The sequence below is a fragment of the Moorena sp. SIO3E8 genome (assembly GCF_010692445.1).
Lineage (GTDB): Bacteria > Cyanobacteriota > Cyanobacteriia > Cyanobacteriales > Coleofasciculaceae > Moorena > Moorena bouillonii.
In genome coordinates this window covers 1-1,988 of sequence record NZ_JAAHHM010000319.1, presented here as the reverse complement: position 1 = coordinate 1,988, position 1,988 = coordinate 1, and the positions used below count along the sequence as shown (strand labels likewise).

The following is a 1,988-nucleotide window of genomic DNA, read 5'->3' as shown; positions in this document are numbered from 1 at the left end:
CAATTTTAGGTGTTATTGGACTTTATGTTGGCAAAACGTTTAATCAAACCAAAGACAGACCCAATTACATCATCGACAAACTTGCCAACTTATGAACAAGCAGGCAGCCCTTCTTTTGATGACCAAGAAAGGTTCCAATGTGTTAAAGTCACTTGCTGAGGCAGGCTTCAGTGGATCTATTTCTAAGGTAGTTATTGGAAAGGATGAAAATCAATATGATTTTTCAGAGGAAATAAAAACCATTTGCGAGGCCAACGGCATTTCGTATCTTCTAAAAGGAGATTCTTACAGTATTGAGAAGTTCGGTTATGTAATTGCTATTGGATGGCGCTGGATGATAGAAGACGCAAAAAACCTGATTGTCTTACATGACTCCTTGTTACCAAAGTATCGTGGGTTTGCACCCTTGGTCAATGCCTTGTTGAACAAAGAAGAGACGATAGGCGCAACTGCTATTTGGGGTTCTGAGAAATATGACGAAGGTGACATACTATTACAAAAAAGCTTTAGGGTGAAACACCCAATAAAAATAGAAAACGCCATTGACCTAATGGGCTCTTGCTACGCCGAAATTGTTTGTAAGATTTTTCAAATGATATTAGATGGCCAAGAATTGTCAAGAATTCCTCAAAAAGGTGAGAAGGCAACCTACAGTTTGTGGCGAGATGAAGAAGACTATCACATAGACTGGACACAATCCTCAGAGAAAATTCAACTAATGGTTAATACTTTGGGGCATCCGTATAAAGGGGCTTATACCTTATTGGGAAATGAAAAGGTTAGGATTTTGGACGTAGAGATAATGGAAGATGTAAGTATAGCGCGCAGGGACTGTGGAAAAGTATTGTTTCTCGCAGAAGGAAAACCAAGTGTTGTCTGCGGAACGGGAGTGCTAAAAATTCAAGAGGCCATTTACGATGAAACACAGGAAAGCGTTTTCCCATTGAAGGTCTTTAGAACAAGATTCAGATGAAAATACCTTTTAACAAGCCATATTTAACCGGGAGGGAATCCCATTATATTTATCAAGCTATCTCATCAGGTAAAATATCTGGCAACGGAATGTTCACAAAAAAATGCCAGAACTTCTTTGAAAAAAAATATTCCTTTTTAAAAACCTTTCTTACCACATCATGTACGGATGCGCTTGAAATGTGCGCTATATTATTAAATATTTCTCCTGGAGATGAAGTGATTATGCCTGCCTACACATTTGTGTCCACCGCAAATGCTTTTGTGCTTCGCGGCGCCAAAATAGTCTTTTGCGACAGCATGCAAGACCATCCCAATATTGATGCTGATAAGGTTGAAGCATTGATTACAAATAAGACCAAAGCTATTATTGTGGTGCATTATGCAGGAGTGGCCTGTGATATGGACAAAATAATGACCATCGCGGATAAGTATGGTTTATTTGTTGTTGAAGATGCTGCACAAGCAGTGAACGCCTATTACAAAGACCGCCCGTTGGGGGGTATAGGACATTTGGCCACATTTTCTTTCCATGAAACAAAAAACATCAGCTCAGGTGAGGGAGGAATGTTGATAGTAAATGACAAACGCTTTCTGAATAGAGCAGAGATCATCTGGGAAAAAGGAACAAACAGAACAGCTTTCTTTAGAGGAGAAATAGACAAATATGGTTGGGTAGATATTGGCTCCTCATTTCTTCCCTCAGAAATAACTGCAGCCTTTTTATATGCTCAATTGGAATGTATTGAAGAACTTCAAGAAAACAGAAAAAGCCTATGGAAAACATATGATGAGACGCTGAACAACGGAGGGAACACTTATGTGCTTCCAAAGGTTCCTAAGTCTGCAAAACATAATTTCCATATTTACTACCTCCTATGCAAATCCTTGTCGCATAGAGATTTGTTGTTGGCCAACCTAAGGAAAAAAGGGGTACACGCGGTTTTCCACTATCAAGGATTACATGAGAGTCCTTTCTATAAAGAAAAACATGATGGCGAGAAATTGGAAAACTG

The 1,988-nt window shown here is 39.1% G+C and carries 2 protein-coding genes; both read left to right on the top strand.

Annotated elements, in window-relative coordinates:
- The first annotated feature begins 91 nt into the window (after positions 1-91).
- Positions 92-973 (top strand): formyltransferase family protein, encoded by an 882-nt coding sequence (locus F6K46_RS39445; RefSeq protein ID WP_293118146.1) that lies wholly within the window; start codon positions 92-94, stop codon positions 971-973.
- On the top strand, positions 970-1,988 hold a 1,019-nt coding region (rffA, locus tag F6K46_RS39440; RefSeq protein WP_293118142.1), incomplete at its 3' end, for a dTDP-4-amino-4,6-dideoxygalactose transaminase. The genes F6K46_RS39445 and rffA, both read left to right, overlap by 4 nt.

Excerpts from the sequence above, each read along its gene's own strand:
- F6K46_RS39445 (WP_293118146.1), top strand. The coding sequence starts at position 92 with ATGAACAAGCAGGCAGCCCTTCTTTTGATGACCAAGAAAGGTTCCAAT.